The sequence below is a fragment of the Mesorhizobium sp. P3_A2 genome, from assembly GCF_056403115.1.
This window is the reverse complement of record NZ_JBFUGC010000007.1, coordinates 338,793-354,522: the sequence shown is the minus strand read 5'-3', so window position 1 is coordinate 354,522 and position 15,730 is coordinate 338,793. Positions and strand designations below refer to the sequence as shown.

The window sequence follows — 15,730 nt, the reverse complement described above, 5'->3', positions numbered from 1 at the left end:
GGGGGAGATCAGCCGTCACCTCGGTTTTCTATAATGTCCAGTGTGGCGGTGCGTGATGGGCCACGACCGCGTTCCATCGCGTCAGCGCAAGAATGCAAAGTCCATGCGTCGCGTCATGACCGATGCCGAGCTGAAACTATGGAATGAGTTGCGGGCTCACCGGCTGATGGGGATGAGCTTTCGCCGACAGGTACCGATTGGACCTTACATTGTCGACTTCGCCTGTTCGGCCCACCATCTCATAGTCGAGGTTGATGGCAGCCAGCATTCCGATACTGAGCACGCAGAACGCGACAAGGCACGCAGCGTCTATTTGAAGGCAAGTGGCTGGACCATCCTGCGCTTCTGGAACGACGACGTCATCCGCGATATCGACAATGTCTGCCAGCATATCGTGATCGAGGCTGGCTTGGCCGGCGCCGAAATGCCGGCACACGAACCAGCAGCAACGGAGGCAGTTTCATGATCGACCATCTCGGCATCAACGTCGCTGATTTCGACGCTTCGAAGGCCTTTTACGATCAGGCGATGGGGCCGCTAGGTGCCTCGCTGATCTACATGGTGCCGCTGGAATATACCGGCGGCGCCAAGGTCGGTGGCTATGGCCGCGACCGGCCGGTGTTCTGGTTGCAGGCCAGCAACGATGAGCCGAGGGCCCATCAGCATGTCGCCTTCACCGCGCGCAGCCGCGCTGAGGTCGATGCGTTCCATGCCGCCGCCCTTGCCGCCGGCGGCAAGGACAATGGCGGGCCGGGCCTCCGGCCGCATTATCACCCGCACTATTACGGTGCCTTCGTCCTCGATCCCGACGGCAACAATGTCGAGGCCGTCTGTCATACCCCGGAATGAATATGAAACGGAGTGAGACGCGATGAGCCTCGACAACCGGCCGATCTACACCGGCGGCTGCCAATGCGGCGCGGTGCGCTTCCGCGTTGAGGGCACGCTGGGCGACGCCTCGATCTGCCATTGCCGCATGTGCCAGAAGGCGTTCGGCTCCTTCTACGCACCGCTGGTTTCGGTGCGTGGCGCCAGGCTCGACTGGACGCGCGGCGAACCGAAATATTTCGCCTCGTCCAGTCACGTCGACCGCGGCTTCTGCGCCAATTGCGGCACGCCGCTGACCTTTACCGCGCCTGATGGTGTCGGCCTCGCCATTGGGGCGTTCGACAATCCGGCCGAAATCGTGCCGCTGATCCAGTGGGGCACAGAGGCAAAGCTGCCCTATGTCGACACCATCCCGCAACTGCCCGGCGAGGACACGATGGCCGACATATCATCGGCGCCTTATCTCGCTGAACTCGTCTCCTACCAGCATCCCGACCACGACACCGAACAATGGCCGCCAGAGGAAAGACCATGACCGATGAAATTCGAACCGGCGGCTGCCAGTGCGGCGCCGTGCGCTTCCGCATCAGGGGCAAGCTCGGCCGCCCATCCATCTGCCATTGCCGCATGTGCCAGAAACAGTTCGGCTCATTCTTCGGCGCGCTGGTGACGGTGCCCAAGGACGGTGTCGAATGGGTGCGCGAGGAACCGAGCTACTTCCAGTCGTCGATCAACATCGATCGCGGCTTTTGCGCCCGTTGCGGCACGCCGCTGACCTATCGCCAGCCGGGCGCGCTGGAGATCGCCATCGGCGCCTTCGACGACCGCTCCGACCTCGCGCCCCAGATCCAGGTCAACTACGCGGTGCGGCTGCCTGCCCTGGGTGGAGAAGATCTTCGAGGCGCCGATCCTCGACGATCCCGACTTCTATCGACGGCAGGAGCAGATCATCTCCTTCCAGCATCCCGACCACGAAACGGCCAACTGGCCGCAGCAGGGCTTGAAACTATGACGATCCACGGCAGTTCCTTGCGTACGCTTTATCCCGAGATCGAGGCCTTCGCTTCCGGCATGCTCGATGTCGGCGACGGCCACCAGATCTATTGGGAGCGCTCCGGCACCAAGGGCGCCAAGCCGGCGGTGTTCCTGCATGGCGGTCCCGGCGGCGGCATCTCGCCAAAACATCGGCAGTTGTTCGACCCGAAGCTTTACGATGTCATCCTGTTCGACCAGCGCGGCTGCGGAAAATCGACCCCCAACGCCTCGCTCGACGCCAACACCACCTGGCATCTGGTCGCCGACATCGAACGCCTGCGCGTAATGTGCGGCTTCGATAAATGGCTCGTGTTCGGCGGCTCCTGGGGCTCGACGTTGGCGCTCGCCTATGCCGAGACGCACCCAGATCGCGTCAGCGAGCTTGTGGTGCGCGGCATCTACACGCTCACCCGCGCCGAACTCGAATGGTACTATCAATTCGGCGTCTCCGAAATGTTTCCCGAGAAGTGGGAGCGTTTTCAGGCGCCGATCCCTGAAGCCGAGCGCGGCGACATGATGGCCGCCTATCGCAAGCGGCTGGTTGGCTCCGACCGCAAGGCGCAGCTCGAAGCCGCCCTTGCGTGGAGCCTGTGGGAAGGCGAGACGATCACGCTGCTGCCGGAACCGGAAACCAGCGACAAGTTCGGCGAGGACGATTTCGCCATCGCCTTTGCCCGCATCGAGAACCACTATTTCGTTCACGCCGGCTGGCTCGAGGAGGGACAGCTGCTGCGCGACGCGCACAAACTGAAGGACATCCCTGGCACCATCGTCCATGGTCGCTACGACATGCCGTGTCCGGCGCGCTACGCCTGGGCGCTGCACAAGGCCTGGCCGATGGCGGATTTCCATCTCATCGAAGGCGCCGGCCATGCCTATTCGGAACCGGGGATCCTCGATCAGCTGATCAGGGCAACGGACAAGTTCGCAGGAAAGAAATGACATCGGCCTTCGGGCCAGAGGAGGGTGCGTACGCACCCGCGCAGCCATGACAAAGCAACGCCTCTATCTCTTCGACACCACATTGCGCGACGGCCAGCAGACGCCGGGCATCGACTTTTCCGTCGAGGACAAGATTGCGATTGCCAAGCTGCTCGACGAGTTCGGCATGGACTATGTCGAAGGCGGCTATCCCGGCGCCAACCCGACCGACACCGCCTTCTTCCAGCAGAAGCGCACGGCGAAGGCAAAATTCGTCGCCTTCGGCATGACCAAGCGGGCAGGCGTATCGGCGTCCAACGATCCGGGCCTGGCGGCGCTGGTACAGTCGAAATCCGACGCCATCTGTTTCGTAGCCAAGAGCTGGGACTATCATGTCCGCGTCGCGCTTGGCTGCACCAATGAGGAGAACCTCGACTCCATCAAGGCTTCGGTCGAAGCAGCTGTTGCCGCCGGCAAGGAAGCGATGGTCGATTGCGAGCATTTCTTCGACGGCTTCAAGGCCAATCCGGATTATGCGCTGGCTTGCGCCAAGGCCGCCTATGACGCCGGTGCGCGCTGGGTGGTGCTGTGCGACACCAATGGCGGCACGCAACCCTCCGAAGTGCGCGCCATTGTCGACAAGGTCATCGCGTCAGGCATACCCGGCGATCATCTCGGCATCCATGCCCATGACGATACGGGCCAGGCGGTGGCCAATTCGCTCGCCGCCGTCGAAGCCGGCGTGCGCCAGATCCAGGGCACGCTGAACGGCATCGGCGAACGCTGCGGCAACGCCAATCTGGTCTCGATCGTGCCGACGCTGGCACTGAAGCCGGCCTTCGCCGATAGCTTCGAAACCGGCATCTCGGCGGAAGCCCTGACCGGCATTTCGCGGCTTTCCCGCGCCTTCGACGAATTGCTCAACCGCGCCCCGGAGGCGCAGGCGCCCTATGTCGGCGCCTCGGCCTTCGCCACCAAGGCCGGCATCCATGCCTCGGCGCTGGCCAAGGAGCCGGCGACCTATGAGCACGTCGAGCCGCAAGCCGTCGGCAACCGCCGCCGCGTCATGGTCTCCGACCAGGGCGGCAAGGCCAATTTCCTCGCCGAACTGAAGCGGCGCGGCATTGACGTGCCAAAGGACGATCACCGTCTCGACGCGCTGATCTCGGTGGTCAAGGAACGCGAGGCCGAGGGCTACGCCTATGAGGGTGCCGATGCCTCCTTCGAGCTCTTGGCACGCAAGATGCTGCACGGCCTGCCGGAGTTCTTCAACGTCACCTCGTTCCGCTGCATGGTCGAGCGCCGCTTCGATGCCAATGGCCAGCTGAAGACGGTCTCCGAGGCGATCGTCAAGGTGATGGTCGATGGCGAGGAGAAGATGTCGGTGGCCGAGGGCCACGGCCCGGTCAACGCGCTCGACATCGCGCTGCGCAAGGACCTCGGCAAGTATCAGAACGAGATCGTCGATCTCGAGCTCGCCGACTTTAAGGTGCGTATCCTCAATGGCGGCACCGAAGCCATCACCCGTGTCCTGATCGAATCGCATGACGGCACCGGCGCCCGCTGGTGGACGGTCGGTGTGTCCGAAAACATCATCGATGCCTCCTTCCAGGCGCTGATGGATTCCATCGTCTACAAGCTGATGAAGAACCGCGAGATGGCAGGGCTGGTGGCGGCCGAGTAGGCCTTTTCCTCGCCCAGCGAGAGCGGGGAGGTGGCCCGGCCCTTTGAACCATCAGCAAAAGTCCGTTGATCCATCACAACTTTGCGATGGTCTTGGCCGAGCCGTTGAGCCATAGCGTTGCGCCATGGCCACCGACGCACTCGCCCCCGATGCCGATGCCAAGGCCCGCAACGGCTTCCTGCTGGCGCTGGGCGCCTATCTGCTGTGGGGGCTGCTGCCCTTTTACATGAAGGCGGTGGCGCATCTGCCGCTGATCGAGGTGATCGCCCACCGCATCGTCTGGTCGGTTCCGATTGCCGCTGCGGTGCTGGTCTGGGCAGGCCGCACGGCAGATTTCAAGGCGGCGATCCGCTCGCCGCGCAGCATCGGCATGGCGGCGCTGACGGCGACGCTGATTTCGATCAACTGGGCCATCTATGTCTGGGCGATCTCGGTCGACCGCACGGTCGAGACCGCGCTCGGCTACTACATCAACCCGCTGGTGGTGGTCGTCGTCGGCGCGGTGCTGCTGGGCGAGCGGCTGGACCGGCTGCAGATCGCGGCGGTGGTGCTCGCAGCAGTCGCGGTCACGGTCTTGACCATCGAAGGTGGCAAACTGCCCTGGGTGTCGCTGGCACTGGCCTTCTCCTTCGCCGCCTACGGCTTCTTCCGCAAGACTTTGCCGATCGGCCCAAGCCAGGGTTTTCTGCTCGAAGTGCTTTTGCTGTCGGTGCCGGCGCTGGGCTACATCATCTTCCTGATCGCCAACGGCCAGGACCATTTCATCACCGGCACCGACACGGCGCTGCTGATCGGCTGCGGCCCGGTCACCTCCGTGCCGCTGCTTCTGTTCGCCTTCGGCGCCAAGCTTCTGCGCCTGTCGACCATCGGCATCATGCAGTACATCGCGCCGACCATGGTGTTCCTGATCGCCGTGCTTGCTTTCGACGAGCCGTTCGGCACCACGCAGGCGATAGCCTTCGCGCTGATCTGGGCGGCGCTGGCGATGTATTCCTGGTCGATGTTCCGCGGCCGTGAAACCCGCCCGGCGGCGCTGGCCGCGAAGTAGGGAACCTTTCGATGTACGTGCTGCACATTGCCAACAAGAATTATTCGTCATGGTCGCTGCGGCCATGGGTGCTGATGCGTACCCTCGACATTCCGTTCGAGGAGCGGCTGACGCCGTTCCCGACCGGATCGAGCTTCGACCTCTACCGGGCTTTCTCGCCCAGTGGCCGTGTGCCTTGCATGGTCGATGACGGCTGGGCTGTCTGGGATTCGCTGGCCATCGCCGAATATCTCGCCGAGCGTCACCACGGTGTGTGGCCGGTCGAGGCCAAGGCGCGGGCCTGGGCGCGTTCGGCCGCCGCCGAAATGCATTCGGGCTTCACCGCCTTGCGTGGCTCATGCCCGATGAATTGCGGCGTGCGGGTAAAACCGTTGCCGATGTCGGATGCGTTGAAGCAGGATCTGTTCCGGTTGGGCGATCTCTGGAACGATGGCCTTACCCGTTTCGGCGGGCCGTTTCTTGCCGGCGGCCATTTCACCGCCGTCGACGCCTTTTTCGCCCCGGTCGCATTCCGCGTCCAGTCCTACGGGCTCACTTTCGAGGGCGCGGCCGCCGCCTATCCGGCGCAATTGCTTGGCCTGCCGGCGATGCAGGAATGGTATGGGGCGGGCCTTGCCGAGATCTGGCGGGAGCCGGAGCATGAAGCGGAAGTCGCTGATTCCGGCACCATCGTCGAGGATCTTCGCGCCACGGCGTGAAATCTATAGGCCGGGTGCTACATCCGCCCAAGCCGCCTGACGAACAGATAGGTCGCCGCCGCGATCACCACCGAAACCGCCGTGACCACCCAGAACCCCATCGGCGTGTTGACCATGGGCAGGCCGCCGACATTCATGCCGAAGAGGCCCGAAATGATGGTCATCGGCAACAGCACCGCCGTCATGACCGACAGCACATAGAGCAACTGGTTGGACTGCATCGTCAGCTTGGCCATCAATTCGTCCTGCAGCAGCCTTGTGCGCGCCTGCAGCTGCTCGCCGTCGTGATAGAGCGTGTGCGCCCGGTGCGACAGCCTTGTCGCCATGTCGTTGATCGGGTCAGGCAGTTCGTTGCGATGTGAATGGTCGAGATGGCGGAAGAGGTTGGTCAGCGTCGCCATCTGCCGGTGAATCACCACGAGCTGACGGCGCGCCTCGACCAGTGACTGCCGCTCGCTGTGCCAGGCATCGCGCACGATACGGTCCTCGATGCCGTCCAGCGTATCGCCAAGGCCGTGGAGCTCGGCCGCCATGCCGTCGAGCGACTGGCCCATCACCGCCTCGATCAGGTCGGACGGGGCGCGGAATTTGCGCGAGCCACTCTCGACCGCCTTGCGGACGAGATCGACCGATTCCAACGGCTGCTTGCGCGCGCCGATCAGCATTTTTTCGTTGAGGGCGAAGCGGAAATGGCCGAGCCCGCGCGCCTCCGCCGAATAGTCGTGCCGCAGATCCGGCAGATCGCCATAGAGCCAGTCATCCTCGAGATCGATATGGCAGCCCTGGCTGGCGCCAAGAAAGGCTTCGCGCACCGGCGCCGGCAGGGCCTGCTCGGCGGCGATCTCGCGGCGGGCGCGCAGGTCGGACAGTTGGTAGCTGCGCCATGTCCACGCAGCCTCGGCCGCGTCCTTGGTGCGCAGGCCGTCGGCGGTGAAATGATAGATGAAGAACAGCCCGTGCTCGTCGGGCAGGTAAGGCGACAGGGGAGTGCCTTCCGCGTTGAGAGCGATGTTCACGGCTCGCCTCGCCAGATACAGATTTCGACCACGCCGTGCGCGGATGCCGGCACGCCCATTCGTAGCATGGGCTAACCGGGTTCTGTGTGACAGTTTTTTGACAGGGCGATCACAGTCCGCCGATCAGCGATGCCCGGCGTCAGAGATTCTTGCGAAACAGATGCAGGCGATGCAGCGGCCTGGCATTGGACTTCTGCTTCTGGGCGAGGCTGGCCTTGTTGCTGTCGCCTATCCAGGTGTTGCCCAGCGTCTCATAGCCGGCGGCTTTGAGCGCCAGCACGACGCGGCGCAGCACCACCGGATTCACGCCCTGGCCCTGCAGATCGGGCCTACAGGCCAGCCTCCGAAGTGCAGCACCGTCAGGGATCGCGTTTCGTGACCTGCCCTGGTTCGAGCGCACCGTCTCGATCCATCTCGCCTGGCGGCGCCAGGACAAGCGAGCGGTGATTGCGGAGTTGAGGGGGCAGTAGGGCAGTAGGGCAGTAGGGCAGTAGGGCAGTAGGGCAGTAGGGCAGTAGGGCAGTAGGGAGAGGCTCGAGGCCTTCTAAACATACTGCCTTACTGCCGTACTCCCCTATTCCCTACATCTTATCAATCACCGACTGCACGCCTTCCGTCGGCGCATCGACCGACGATCCCGCCACCATGATGGCGGCGACGATGGCTTCGGGGTCTTCGATCACCAACGGTTTGACCCGCTGCGCGGTGTGAATGAAGCCTTCGCTCGACATATGGTCGAGCAGCGCCAGCATCGGATTCCAGAATCCTTTGACGTTGGCGAAGACGATCGGCTTACGGTGATGGCCGAGCTGGCCCCAGGTCATGACTTCGACGATCTCCTCGACCGTGCCGATGCCGCCCGGCAGCGCCACAAAGGCGTCGGATTTTTCGAACATCTTGTGCTTGCGCTCGTGCATGTTGTCGGTGATCAGCAACTCGTCGAGCCGGTCAAGCGCGGTTTCGGTGGCCTCCTTGTTGATGAGGAAGCGCGGAATGATGCCCGTTACCTTGCCGCCGGCCTTGAGCGCGCCTTCGGCAACGGCGCCCATAATCCCTTTGGTGCCGCCGCCGTAGACCAGTCGCAGGCCGGATTTGGCGAGCGAGCGGCCAAGCAGGTGTCCGGCCTTGGCGTAGATTTCATCGCGGCCCGGAGACGAGCCGCAGTAGACGCAGACGGATCGAATCGTGTTCATGCGTGATTGGTGATTGGGTCTGAATGCGGGGTCAAGCCCCAGAGGCTTCCAAGCCCGGGCTTTTTCTTGTCGGTTCCGGCAAAACGCGCTAGACCGGCGTTAGGTGGCTAAGGGGCAGGGGAAATATGGCTGTTAATCCATTGAAGGCGTTTCTGTTCGCGGCGGGTGGGACCGTCGCGGTCGTCGGAACGGCCTATGTATCGGGTGCACTCGACCCGTATCTCAATCCCACGCCGCCGGCGGAGATTGCGTCGCTGACGCCGCCGGCCGACTCCGGGACCGAGGGAAGGCTGCCGCCGGCGCCTGCCGCCCCAACCGATGCCAAGGCTGTGCCGGCACCGGCGCCTGCCGACGCAACAGCTCCCGCGACAGCCCCGGGAGCACCGGCTGCGGCCGGCTCGGTTGTGCCGAGCTTCGATGTCGTACGCGTCGAAAGCAACGGCTCGATCGTCGTTGCCGGCAATGCGGCGCCCAATTCAAAGGTCGAAATCCTCAACGGCTCGACGGTGCTCGGCTCGACCGTCGCCGGTCCGGACGGCGCCTTCGTCATCGTCCTCGACGATCCGCTCAAGCCCGGCGACTATACGATCGCGCTGCGTTCGACGGCCGGAGATGTCGTAACGCCTTCGATGCAGACTGCCGTCGTTTCGGTTCCCAAGGATGCCGCCGGCCAGGTGCTGGCGATGGTCGAGGAACCGGGCAAGCCGGCCGAGCTGCTGACTGTTCCCACGCCTGAGACCAAGCCTGCGGCACCGGCTGCCGGCGATCAGGCCGCTGCTCCTGCTGCTGAGGCCCCTGCCGCCCCGGCCGCTCCGGCTCCGGCGACACCGCCGGCTGCGGCAGCGGCTGAACCCAAGATCGTCGTCGAGGCGGTCGAGATCGACGGCAACAAGATCTTTGTTGCCGGTCTGGCTGACGCCGGCCGCAAGGTGCGCGCCTACGCCAACGATATCCTGCTCGGCGACGCGGTGACGTCGCGGGACGGCCATTTCCTGGTTGAGGCGACGCGCGACATCCCGGTTGGCAGCTACACCATCCATGTCGACGGTCTCGATGCTGACGGCGTGAAGGTGGTTGCCCGCGCCGCCGTGCCGTTCGAGCGCGAACCGGGCCAAGCGGTTGCCGCCGTGGCGCCTGCAGAGACCAAGCCGGCCGAGGCAAAGCCGGCCGCACCGGCTGCTGCCGAAGCGCCGGCAGCTCCCGCAGCGCCAGCCACGGTCGCGGCTGCGCCGGCCGAGCCCGCAGGGGCTCCTGCCGCTCCGGCGACCGAGGCGCCGGCCCCTGCAGCCCCGGCAGCGCCCGCTACCGAGGCTCCGGCTGTCGTAGCCGCAGCAACGCCCGACGTGCCCGAGTCGGTGGCGCCGAAACTCGAACATGCCGACGGCGCCGTCATCATCCGTCGCAACGACACGCTGTGGCGGATTTCGCGGCGGGTCTATGGTCATGGCGTGCGCTACTCGACCATCTATCTCGCCAACCAGGACCAGATCAGCGATCCCGACCGCATCTGGCCAGGGCAGGTGTTCAAGGTCCCGGAAAAGTCGAAGGAAGGCGAAGCCGCCGACCTCAAGGCGATGGGCGAGCAAGCGACGACGGCGCCGATGAAGGCGCAGTAGCGGTCGAGCGCGTATCTCCCCCCTTGAGGGGGAGATGGCCGGCAGGCCAGAGGGGGTCGCTGCGCGTGGAGCGCTAGCCTTCTCTTCGCTGCTAACGACGTCGCGTCAGGACGCACCGACCCCCTCTGTCGCCTTCGGCGACATCTCCCCCTCAAGGGGGGAGATTAGGTCACTCTACCCATCGGATTAGCTTGCCCCACATCCGTTCATCGTCTATCGCCGATGAACGATGACCCTGTCCGAACCAGACCACGCAAACCGCGCACCGCCCGAAAGCCGCGCGGTTGCCGCTCGCTTTGCAGCACTCTCACACCCGGCGCGCATCGAGATCCTGAAACATTTGTCGGCCAGCAATTCCTGCTGCTGCCGCGAGGTGGTCGATCATCTCGACCTCGCGCAGTCCACCGTTTCCCAGCATCTGAAGATCCTGGTCGAGGCCGGTCTGGTCCGCTTCCAGCCCGACCGCCAGCGCTCCCGCTATGAGGTCGACCGCGCAGCGCTGGCAGACGTTTCCGCATCGCTGACCGCGCTCGTCAATTCCTGCTGCTCCGGCCGCTGAACTCCCACCCAAAAGGCAAGACAAGTGGCAGAAAAAACCGTTTCCGATAGCTCGACCTTCAGTACCTTGCGCAATCTGTGGCCGTATATGTGGCCCGCCGATCGCGCCGATCTCAGGGCACGCGTCACCTGGGCGACGCTGCTTCTGGTCGTGGCCAAGTTGACGCTGGTTGCGGGTCCGTACTTCTTCAAGTGGGCGACCGATGCACTGGCCGGCGACGCCAAATCGCCACCGCCGCTACCGTCCTTCCTGCTGGCGCCGGTCATGCTGGTCGTCGCCTACAATGTCGTGCGGCTGGTGCAGCTCGGCTTCAACCAGCTGCGCGACGCGCTGTTTGCCCGCGTCGGCCAGTATGCGGTGCGCCAGCTCGCTTTCCGCACCTTCGTCCACATGCACCAGCTGTCGTTGCGCTTTCACCTTGAGCGCCGCACCGGTGGCCTGTCGCGCATCATCGAGCGCGGCACCAAGGGCATCGAGACGATCGTGCGCTTCATCATGCTCAACACAGCGCCGACCATTCTCGAATTCGCGCTGACCACAGGCATCTTCGCCTATACCTATGGCTGGAAATATGTGGCCGTGGTGGCGCTCACCGTCTGGCTCTATGTCTGGTTTACGGTCCGCGCCAGCGACTGGCGCATCTCGATCCGCCGCGACATGAACGACAGCGATACCGACGCCAACACCAAGGCGATCGATTCGCTGCTCAACTACGAGACCGTCAAATACTTCAACAACGAGGGTATGGAGGCCGAGCGCTTTGACCGTTCGATGGCACGCTATGAAATGGCTGCGACCAGGATTTGGACGTCGCTCGGTTGGTTGAATTTCGGCCAGGGCATCATCTTCGGCCTCGGCACCGTCATCGTCATGTGCATGTCGGCGCTGGAGGTGCAGGCCGGTACGCAGAGCGTTGGCGATTTCGTCTTCATCAACGCCATGCTGGTGCAACTTTCGGTGCCGCTCAATTTCATTGGCTTCATCTACCGCGAAATCCGCCAGGGGCTGACCGACATCGAGCAGATGTTCGACCTGCTCGATGTGCCGCAGGAGATCACCGACAAGCCCGATGCCAAACCGCTTGCCGTCTCGGCCGGCAAGGTCGAGTTCCGCGATGTGCACTTTGCCTATGATCCGAACCGCAAGATCCTGAAGGGCGTCTCCTTCGAAGTGCCGGCCGGCAAGACGGTGGCCATTGTCGGCCCGTCCGGCGCCGGCAAGTCGACCATTTCGCGGCTGTTGTTCCGCTTCTACGACGTCCAGGGCGGCCAGGTGCTGATCGATGGCCAGGATGTCCGTGATGTGACGCAGGAGAGCCTGCGCGGCGCGATCGGCATGGTGCCGCAGGACACCGTGCTGTTCAACGACACCATCGCCTACAACATCCGCTACGGCCGCATCGGCGCCAGCGAGGAGGATATGCAGAAGGCCGCCGAGCTTGCTCAGATCGGCCCGTTCATCGAACGGCTGCCGGAAGGCTACCGCTCGATGGTCGGCGAGCGCGGGCTAAAACTGTCGGGCGGCGAAAAGCAGCGCGTGGCGATCGCCCGCACCATTTTGAAGGCGCCGCCGATCCTGATGCTCGACGAGGCGACCTCGGCGCTGGACAGCCACACCGAACAGGAGATCCAGGCGGCGCTCGACCTGGTCAGCAAGGGCCGCACCACCATCGTCATTGCGCATAGGCTGTCGACGGTGATCACCGCCGACGAGATCATCGTGCTCAAGGACGGCCAGATCGCCGAACGCGGCACCCATGCCGAGCTGATGCGTCAACACGGCCTCTACGCCTCGATGTGGGACCGCCAGCGCGAAGCGACGGAAGCCGAGGAGCGGCTGCGTATTGCGCGCGAGAGCGATGAGCTCGGGGTGATTGTGCGCAGACGGACTTCGGAGGTGAGTTAGGCGGTGGAGTGCCAATCTCCCCCCTTGAGGGGGAGATGTCGCCGAAGGCGACAGAGGGGGTCGTTGCGCGTGGAGCGCTAACCTTCATCGCTCGCAAGAAGGTCGCGTCCAGTCGAACCGACCCCCTCTGTCCTGCCGGACATCTCCCCCTCAAGGGGGGAGATCAGCAGCGTCGCCGCCGTTCCATCGCCACCAAAAAAATTCCCTCTTGACCTCAACCTAAGTTGAGATCGCAAACCCGTTCCTGAGCCACCGAACCCAAGTCGTTCAAGAACGGAGACAATTGAAATGGATAAACTCAATCAACAGCTTGGCAGTGAAGCCGTGTTCAGGGTCGACAAATTCGTCGTCCCCGCCGAGGCGCGCGAGGAAATCCTTCGCAAGGTCAGGGCGACGCATGAGCTGCTGCGCGTGCAACAAGGCTTCGTGCAGGACTTCGTGCTCGAGCAGTTCTCCGGCCCGGGCGAGTTCAACCTCGTCACCATTGTCGAATGGGAGAACCAGGCGGCCGTCGACAGAGTCGTGCCGATCGTCAAGGCCGCGCATGAGCGGGCGGGCTTCAACCCGCAGGAGACCATCGCCCGGCTGGGCGTGAAGGCCGACATCGCCAACTATCAGCGTCTGCCCGAACTATAAGAGGGCCAGCCGACGCCAGGTGCCGGCGCTTTGGCGCTCAGCACCTGGCCGCTGCGGGCGTCGCTGACCATGTGCTCGAAGCCGCGCCATTCGGCGGCGGCGATGAACAGGATCCTACCGTCGGGTCCTCCCAGCATACAGGCAAAGCAGCCGCGATCGGCATTGACGGTCTGCAAGACCTCACCACCCTCGCGCACCCGCACGCAGCGTTTGTTGGGAACATCCGCATACCAGGCAGCACCTTCGGCATCGAGGCAGATGCCGTCGGGAAAGCCGTCGAGATCGGCCCATATGCGTCGGTTGGAGAGACCGCCATCCTCCGCAATATCGAAAGCGGTCAACCGGTTGGCATGCGATTCCGCGACGATCAGCGTTTTGTCGTCTGGCGTCACCGCCATGCCGTTGGCAAAGGCAATGTTCTCGGCCACTTGCCGGACCTTGCCGTCGGTCGTGATCAGCACGATGGTGCCCGGCCCGAAATGCTCGCCCGCAGCCGGCGCCGGCCCGCCGCCATTGACATAGATGTTGCCGCGCCCGTCGACGACGATCTCGTTCCAAGGACTGTTCGACAGCTCTCTCAAATCGGCGTGGGTGGCGAGCGTTCCGTCCGCCTCCTGCCGCAGCAGCAACCCTTCGCGCCCTGAGATGACCAGCAGCCGGCCATCCGGCAACCAGTCGATGGAATAGGGCAGGATCGCCGGCACGGTGAGCATCACCTCGCTCTTGCCGTCCTCATCCACCGCGACGATCTCGCCGGTGCCCCAATTGCAGACCCAAAGGCGTCCGTCATGCCAGCGCGGCGACTCCCCGAACGCGAGGCCGGCGGTAACGAGATGCGTTTGGTTCTGCATTTGGGGAAACTCCTTGTTGGAGCGCCATCATGGGGGACCATGATCCGGCGCCATCTCATCAAGGACGGGCGAGGGGGTGGTTCGCCGACAGCAGGTTTACGGCTTTTCGCTCAGGAAGAACGCGCCATCGGCATGGCCGTTGGCGCCGCATGATGGTGGTTCGGATCTGTCGTCCTTGCCGGTGCCGTCCTGCTCGACGATCAGGGCATCGCCGTCGCGGCGAAAGGTGAAGACGAACCCGGTCGGTTTGCCGTCGTCGTCGATGTCGACCAGCCGCAGGGTCTTGCGCTTCTCGACCGTGCCACCGATGTCGCACGCACCGCTTCCCGAGACAGGATTGGTGACGATTTCTGCCGAAATCTCGAACTTGCCGGCGTCCGCTGCCATGATCTCGACGGAGCCACGGACACTGCTCCATGTGCCGATCAAATCTGCATCCGCCGGCTTGCGGATGCCGGCCAGGAAGATCGCGCGGTCGCGCACGAATTCGCCGAGATCGAAAGTCTGCTGCTCCTTGGGCGTATTTTCGTTGAAGCCGGCGATCTGGTCGCGATAGGCGATGAAGTCGCTCTGGTCGGCGCGCAGCGCCTTGCCAGCGGCAGCATCGAGCGTCTTCAGCAGCGCGGCATAAGCCTTCGCCACATCGGCATCGGCCTGCGCCAAAACCGGGTCGGCGCAGGTCGCCTTTTCCCCCGCGCTGGCGGCCTTGGCGCAGTCGAAGGATGGCTTGCCTTGCGCCATTGCGTTGCCATCGGCAGCCAGCAATGCGCTCAGAACGCTGCCGATGACCGCCAATCGGAAGACTGTGAGGTGCGTTTTCCCTGATTTTGAGATCATGGGTGGTCGGCCTTTTCGCCGAGCACTGAGCCAGCGATGGCTGGAATTCTGGCGGCAAAGCCGCCGACAGGCAAGCACGTCACCGCTCCTGCCGGCCGCACCCGATGCAGCCTTGCCCAATGTTGCGTTGCGACGACGGAGCCTTTCCGGTATTGAGGCCGGACCTGAAACAGGGACCGCCCCCAATCCCATGAGCCCCATCCGATGAGCCTCGTCGACTCGGTCAAGAATGCCTTCGTTCCGATCCATCGCGAGGGCTATCCGTTCATCGCCGCCTTTGGCGCGGGCACGCTGTTCCTCGGCTATTTCTCCTCGGTGCTGTTCTGGATCGGCCTGATCCTGACCGCCTGGTGCGTCTATTTCTTCCGCGATCCCGAGCGCGTCACGCCGGTCGACGACCGGCTGGTGGTCAGCCCTGCCGACGGTATCATCTCGGCGGTCGGGCCGGCGGTGCCACCGCGCGAGCTCGGCCTCGGCAACACCGAAATGACCCGCATCTCGGTGTTCATGAACGTCTTTTCCTGTCACGTGAACCGCGCCCCGGTGCGCGGCCGCATTTCCAAGATCGAGCACCGGCCGGGCAAATTCCTCAATGCCGAACTCGACAAGGCGAGCTTGGAGAATGAGCGGAACGGGCTGGTCATCGACAGCCCCAACGGCACCGTTGCCGCCGTGCAGATCGCCGGCCTGGTGGCGCGGCGCATCGTTTGCTGGGCCGAGACCGGTGGCTCGATCGCCATCGGCGAGCGCTTTGGCCTGATCCGCTTCGGCTCGCGCGTCGACGTCTTCCTGCCATCGACCGCCGTGCCGCGCGTCGCCGTCGGCCAGACGGCGGTCGGCGGCGAAACCGTACTGGCCGAGTTCGGCGGTATCGCCGCAACACCGCTCGTCAGGATTTCGTAA

The 15,730-nt window shown here is 64.0% G+C and carries 16 protein-coding genes and 2 pseudogenes; 13 read left to right on the top strand and 5 right to left on the bottom strand.

Features of this window, described 5'->3' with window-relative positions; translation table 11 throughout:
- Nucleotides 1-55: 55 nt before the first annotated feature.
- The 8 genes and pseudogenes from AC1DXM_RS18715 to AC1DXM_RS18680 all read left to right on the top strand — a co-directional run bounded on the left by AC1DXM_RS18715 (nt 56) and on the right by AC1DXM_RS18680 (nt 6,214).
- Nucleotides 56-466, top strand: a complete 411-nt coding sequence (locus AC1DXM_RS18715) for an endonuclease domain-containing protein (RefSeq protein ID WP_477235010.1) — start codon at nt 56-58, stop codon at nt 464-466.
- Nucleotides 463-849, top strand: coding sequence for a VOC family protein (locus AC1DXM_RS18710; RefSeq protein WP_477235008.1), 387 nt, complete (start codon nt 463-465; stop codon nt 847-849). Before AC1DXM_RS18715 ends, AC1DXM_RS18710 begins: the two co-directional genes overlap by 4 nt.
- A gap of 22 nt (nt 850-871) precedes the next feature.
- Nucleotides 872-1,363, top strand: a complete 492-nt coding sequence (locus AC1DXM_RS18705; RefSeq protein WP_477235006.1) for a GFA family protein — start codon at nt 872-874, stop codon at nt 1,361-1,363.
- Nucleotides 1,360-1,840 (top strand): annotated as a pseudogene (locus AC1DXM_RS18700) (GFA family protein). The gene AC1DXM_RS18705 and the pseudogene AC1DXM_RS18700 overlap by 4 nt, the downstream one beginning before the upstream one ends.
- Complete coding sequence (pip, locus tag AC1DXM_RS18695) at nt 1,837-2,805, top strand: prolyl aminopeptidase (protein ID WP_477235004.1); 969 nt, start codon at nt 1,837-1,839, stop codon at nt 2,803-2,805. The pseudogene AC1DXM_RS18700 and the gene pip overlap by 4 nt, the downstream one beginning before the upstream one ends.
- Before the next feature lie 46 nt (nt 2,806-2,851).
- Nucleotides 2,852-4,468 carry a citramalate synthase gene (cimA, locus tag AC1DXM_RS18690; protein ID WP_477235002.1) on the top strand — a complete coding sequence of 539 codons (1,617 nt, stop codon included), beginning with the start codon at nt 2,852-2,854 and terminating at the stop codon, nt 4,466-4,468.
- Nucleotides 4,469-4,592: 124 nt separating this feature from the next.
- A complete protein-coding gene (gene rarD / locus AC1DXM_RS18685) occupies nt 4,593-5,516 on the top strand; it encodes an EamA family transporter RarD (RefSeq protein WP_477235000.1) in 924 nt (307 codons plus the stop codon).
- A gap of 11 nt (nt 5,517-5,527) precedes the next feature.
- Nucleotides 5,528-6,214: a glutathione S-transferase family protein gene (locus tag AC1DXM_RS18680; protein WP_477234998.1), complete on the top strand. Its 687-nt coding sequence runs from the start codon at nt 5,528-5,530 to the stop codon at nt 6,212-6,214.
- A gap of 17 nt (nt 6,215-6,231) precedes the next feature.
- On the opposite strand, the gene AC1DXM_RS18675 is transcribed toward AC1DXM_RS18680, so the two are convergent.
- From AC1DXM_RS18675 to AC1DXM_RS18665, 3 genes are all read right to left on the bottom strand, one after another.
- Entirely contained in the window at nt 6,232-7,230 is a 999-nt protein-coding gene (locus AC1DXM_RS18675) for a transporter (RefSeq protein ID WP_477234996.1), read from the bottom strand.
- A gap of 139 nt (nt 7,231-7,369) precedes the next feature.
- Nucleotides 7,370-7,666 (bottom strand): hypothetical protein, encoded by a 297-nt coding sequence (locus tag AC1DXM_RS18670; RefSeq protein ID WP_477234994.1) that lies wholly within the window; start codon nt 7,664-7,666, stop codon nt 7,370-7,372.
- Nucleotides 7,667-7,811: 145 nt separating this feature from the next.
- Entirely contained in the window at nt 7,812-8,423 is a 612-nt protein-coding gene (locus AC1DXM_RS18665; protein WP_192256764.1) for an LOG family protein, read from the bottom strand.
- Nucleotides 8,424-8,548: 125 nt separating this feature from the next.
- Between AC1DXM_RS18665 and AC1DXM_RS18660 the strand changes: the two genes are divergently transcribed.
- The 4 genes from AC1DXM_RS18660 to AC1DXM_RS18645 all read left to right on the top strand — a co-directional run bounded on the left by AC1DXM_RS18660 (nt 8,549) and on the right by AC1DXM_RS18645 (nt 13,139).
- Nucleotides 8,549-10,039, top strand: coding sequence for a LysM peptidoglycan-binding domain-containing protein (locus AC1DXM_RS18660; protein WP_477234992.1), 1,491 nt, complete (start codon nt 8,549-8,551; stop codon nt 10,037-10,039).
- A 229-nt stretch (nt 10,040-10,268) separates the two neighbouring features.
- The gene (locus AC1DXM_RS18655; RefSeq protein WP_477234990.1) at nt 10,269-10,598 is read left to right on the top strand and encodes an ArsR/SmtB family transcription factor; all 330 of its coding nucleotides are present in this window, start codon (nt 10,269-10,271) and stop codon (nt 10,596-10,598) included.
- 24 nt (nt 10,599-10,622) lie between these two features.
- Nucleotides 10,623-12,503 (top strand): ABCB family ABC transporter ATP-binding protein/permease, encoded by a 1,881-nt coding sequence (locus tag AC1DXM_RS18650; RefSeq protein ID WP_477234988.1) that lies wholly within the window; start codon nt 10,623-10,625, stop codon nt 12,501-12,503.
- A gap of 288 nt (nt 12,504-12,791) precedes the next feature.
- Nucleotides 12,792-13,139, top strand: a complete 348-nt coding sequence (locus tag AC1DXM_RS18645) for an antibiotic biosynthesis monooxygenase (protein WP_477234986.1) — start codon at nt 12,792-12,794, stop codon at nt 13,137-13,139.
- Here the strand turns inward: AC1DXM_RS18645 and AC1DXM_RS18640 are convergent.
- Nucleotides 13,118-13,990: an SMP-30/gluconolactonase/LRE family protein gene (locus tag AC1DXM_RS18640; RefSeq protein ID WP_477234984.1), complete on the bottom strand. Its 873-nt coding sequence runs from the start codon at nt 13,988-13,990 to the stop codon at nt 13,118-13,120. The genes AC1DXM_RS18645 and AC1DXM_RS18640 overlap by 22 nt on opposite strands.
- A 96-nt stretch (nt 13,991-14,086) precedes the next feature.
- Nucleotides 14,087-14,827: a lysozyme inhibitor LprI family protein gene (locus tag AC1DXM_RS18635; protein WP_477234982.1), complete on the bottom strand. Its 741-nt coding sequence runs from the start codon at nt 14,825-14,827 to the stop codon at nt 14,087-14,089.
- Nucleotides 14,828-15,028: 201 nt separating this feature from the next.
- Here AC1DXM_RS18635 and AC1DXM_RS18630 point away from each other — a divergent pair.
- Nucleotides 15,029-15,730 (top strand): annotated as a pseudogene (locus AC1DXM_RS18630) (phosphatidylserine decarboxylase); the annotation flags it as partial.

Bases quoted from the DNA above. Each gene is read 5' to 3' on its own strand.
- AC1DXM_RS18640 (WP_477234984.1), bottom strand. From the start codon at position 13,990: ATGCAGAACCAAACGCATCTCGTTACCGCCGGCCTCGCGTTCGGGGAG.
- AC1DXM_RS18645 (WP_477234986.1), top strand. From the start codon at position 12,792: ATGGATAAACTCAATCAACAGCTTGGCAGTGAAGCCGTGTTCAGGGTC.
- AC1DXM_RS18715 (WP_477235010.1), top strand. From the start codon at position 56: ATGGGCCACGACCGCGTTCCATCGCGTCAGCGCAAGAATGCAAAGTCC.
- cimA (WP_477235002.1), top strand. From the start codon at position 2,852: ATGACAAAGCAACGCCTCTATCTCTTCGACACCACATTGCGCGACGGC.
- AC1DXM_RS18705 (WP_477235006.1), top strand. From the start codon at position 872: ATGAGCCTCGACAACCGGCCGATCTACACCGGCGGCTGCCAATGCGGC.
- pip (WP_477235004.1), top strand. From the start codon at position 1,837: ATGACGATCCACGGCAGTTCCTTGCGTACGCTTTATCCCGAGATCGAG.
- rarD (WP_477235000.1), top strand. From the start codon at position 4,593: ATGGCCACCGACGCACTCGCCCCCGATGCCGATGCCAAGGCCCGCAAC.
- AC1DXM_RS18680 (WP_477234998.1), top strand. From the start codon at position 5,528: ATGTACGTGCTGCACATTGCCAACAAGAATTATTCGTCATGGTCGCTG.
- AC1DXM_RS18660 (WP_477234992.1), top strand. From the start codon at position 8,549: ATGGCTGTTAATCCATTGAAGGCGTTTCTGTTCGCGGCGGGTGGGACC.
- AC1DXM_RS18635 (WP_477234982.1), bottom strand. From the start codon at position 14,827: ATGATCTCAAAATCAGGGAAAACGCACCTCACAGTCTTCCGATTGGCG.
- AC1DXM_RS18665 (WP_192256764.1), bottom strand. From the start codon at position 8,423: ATGAACACGATTCGATCCGTCTGCGTCTACTGCGGCTCGTCTCCGGGC.
- AC1DXM_RS18655 (WP_477234990.1), top strand. From the start codon at position 10,269: ATGACCCTGTCCGAACCAGACCACGCAAACCGCGCACCGCCCGAAAGC.
- AC1DXM_RS18710 (WP_477235008.1), top strand. From the start codon at position 463: ATGATCGACCATCTCGGCATCAACGTCGCTGATTTCGACGCTTCGAAG.